Annotated in this window: 3 protein-coding genes; all 3 read right to left on the bottom strand. The window is 41.2% G+C overall.

Translation table 11 applies throughout. The annotated features are described in order from the left end of the window. Positions 1-22 precede the first annotated feature (22 nt). Complete coding sequence (gene tnpC / locus ESZ26_RS18855; protein ID WP_395881614.1) at positions 23-1,585, bottom strand: IS66 family transposase; 1,563 nt, start codon at positions 1,583-1,585, stop codon at positions 23-25. Positions 1,586-1,693: 108 nt separating this feature from the next. Beyond that, positions 1,694-2,041 carry an IS66 family insertion sequence element accessory protein TnpB gene (gene tnpB, locus ESZ26_RS18850; RefSeq protein ID WP_146801328.1) on the bottom strand — a complete coding sequence of 116 codons (348 nt, stop codon included), beginning with the start codon at positions 2,039-2,041 and terminating at the stop codon, positions 1,694-1,696. After that, a complete protein-coding gene (tnpA, locus tag ESZ26_RS18845; RefSeq protein WP_146801326.1) occupies positions 2,041-2,337 on the bottom strand; it encodes an IS66 family insertion sequence element accessory protein TnpA in 297 nt (98 codons plus the stop codon). The genes tnpB and tnpA overlap by 1 nt, the downstream gene beginning before the upstream one ends. Positions 2,338-2,416 lie beyond the last annotated feature (79 nt).

Here is a 2,416-nt window from a genome sequence, read left to right as displayed (position 1 = left end):
GTAAGCGTATGGGGAAAGGCATCTAGCCTTGCTTGATGTTCCAAGGCAGCAGGTGCTCTAGGCTCTCTGGCTTTTTAGCCAGTTCATTTAAACAAGTTTGCAAATAGCTATCGACTAGCAAACCATTGGCTTTTGCGGTTTCTACAAAGCTGTAGAGTATCGCACTGGCATTGGCACCGCGCGATGTATTTGAGAATAACCAGTTTTTTCTACCTATAACAAACGGCTTTACTGCTCGTTCTGCACGATTGTTATCTATGTTGATACGACCATCTTTAAGATAGGTTTCGAGTTTGTGGGCTTGGTTATGCCAATAGGTTAAGGCTTCACCTAGTTTACTTTTCGGCGGTATTTTTTCTCTATTGTTCGCTACCCATGTGTTTATCTTATCAAGTATTGGTTTTGACTTGTCTTGCCGTACTTGGTGTTTTTCATCGCTAGTTTTCGTTTTGATATTTGATTCAATTCCGTAGAGCTTACCTATCAAGCTCAATAGCACATCCGCTTTACCTGTTTTGTTTTTACCTTGCGCGGTTTTTGCGTCAATGAATTTACGACGCGCATGCGCCATACAGCCGGCTAAGATAGCAGTCGTTTTGCCGTACGCAGCATAACCATCAACTTGTAAGTAATTGCTATAACCATCAAGAAACGTGATGGGGCATTGCGCTGCTCGGCTGTTGTGATAATCATACAGGACGATGTTTTTTGTTTTATTGTTATTCAACTTATCCTCACCACAGCAATACACCCACATATAGCTTGTAGTCTTTTCTTCTCTAATAACCTTTAATGGGGTTTCGTCTGCGTGAATTACAGCTTGCGCAAGCAATTGGCTTTTGAATAAATCATACAGAGGCATCAGTAACTCACTGCAACGTATTAACCAGTCTGACATCGTTTGACGACTTAAGCTTATGCCATAGTCGTTAAACATACTTTCTTGTCGATAAAGTGGTAAGCCATATTGGTATTTGGCCGTGATGAGCTGACTAAGTAAGCTTGCCGTGGCAATCCCTTTAGGGATTGGCGTTGAGGGCATTGGCGCAGTTTTAATGTGATTGGCGATACCTGTTTTCTCACACTCTTTACAGGCGTACTTGGGACGAACGGTTTCAATAACCTTGATGTGCGCAGGTACAAACTCAAGCTTTTCACTGCGAGACTCACCGATTTTATGTAAGCTGCTTTGACAGCAATCACAGACTTGCTCATCAACTGGTAAATCTATTGTCACGACTTTACGTGGTAAGTCTTTGGGAAGAGGTTTTCGTTTTGGCTTATTGTTAATGATTGATGCTTGCTTGCTATCAACCTCGCCTAAGAGCACTTTATCTGCTTCATCTAAGGTTTCTTCGGCTTCATTGAAGGTTTCACCTCCGCCAGGGTTTTGCTCTGAGCTTTTACCAAATGCTTTACGTCTAGATATTTCATAGCGCTCGAGCAGACCATGAATAATTTCATGTTGTTTAGCTAACTCTTTATCTTTTTCTGCCAATGCTCGGGTTGTGTCAGCCTGCAACTCAAGTAACATTTTCTTGAGTTGTTCTGGGTCGTTGGGCAATGAGTTAGCATCTATTTTCATGCTCACAGTTTAGCAATATTTACATTGGCTATCTGCTTTGTACGTCAATTTATATAAGGGCTTGCGTACACGATCGTTGACTACCTTTTGATAGTCAATGTGATCCCATCAAATCACCGATTCATAGTGCAATGGATCATGACCTACAACATCATAACCCGAGAGTAACCAAGCTAATTGCTGCTCCGTTAATTCAAACACTTGGTTTGATACTTTACTCGGCCATTTGAATTTCTGTTTTTCCAGCCGCTTATACCACAGCGCAAAGCCTGTTTTATCCCAATAGAGAATTTTAAGCTTGTCTCTGGCTTTGTTACAAAAGACGAACAATGCGCCAGTATAAGCATCATGTTCAAGTTCCTCTTCGACAATGCCAACCAAACCATTTATCGATTTACGAAAATCTACAACATCTCGGTGTAAAAAGACTTCAGGTACTTCACCAAACACTTTCATTAAACCAACGCTCGTAATACTTGGCCTAAGTAAGTGGCACTGGTACTTGAAGGGAGCCTTAATGTCGCCTTACCTAATGTCAATTCAATGAGTGGTTGCTGCGTTATCACCTCAACTTGTTGAGTGACTTGAGTACGAACAAAGCTGTTTGAGGTGACACCTAGTTTTTTACGAAACACATAAAAACTGGAGGTTGCTAATTGATGTTCGCGGCAATAATCAATGATGGTTAGGCCGCTAGTTTGTTGTTCGTTAAGGATAGTTCGCCATTGCTCATGGCTTCGCGTTATTTTCATAAGTTACTCCAAATAATTGTTTGAAGTAACTTAACTTGATCACGAGTGAATATTTAGATGCACTTTGCCAGACGCTTAC

The sequence above is a fragment of the Colwellia hornerae genome (assembly GCF_007954355.1).
Classification (GTDB): Bacteria; Pseudomonadota; Gammaproteobacteria; order Enterobacterales; family Alteromonadaceae; genus Colwellia_A; species Colwellia_A hornerae.
Note: the sequence above shows the minus strand (reverse complement) of the source record. Positions and strands in the feature narration are given on the sequence as shown.

What these genes read in the sequence shown, in the direction of transcription:
- tnpB (WP_146801328.1), bottom strand. Translation starts at nt 2,041, where the DNA reads ATGAAAGTGTTTGGTGAAGTACCTGAAGTCTTTTTACACCGAGATGTT.
- tnpC (WP_395881614.1), bottom strand. Translation starts at nt 1,585, where the DNA reads ATGAAAATAGATGCTAACTCATTGCCCAACGACCCAGAACAACTCAAG.
- tnpA (WP_146801326.1), bottom strand. Translation starts at nt 2,337, where the DNA reads ATGAAAATAACGCGAAGCCATGAGCAATGGCGAACTATCCTTAACGAA.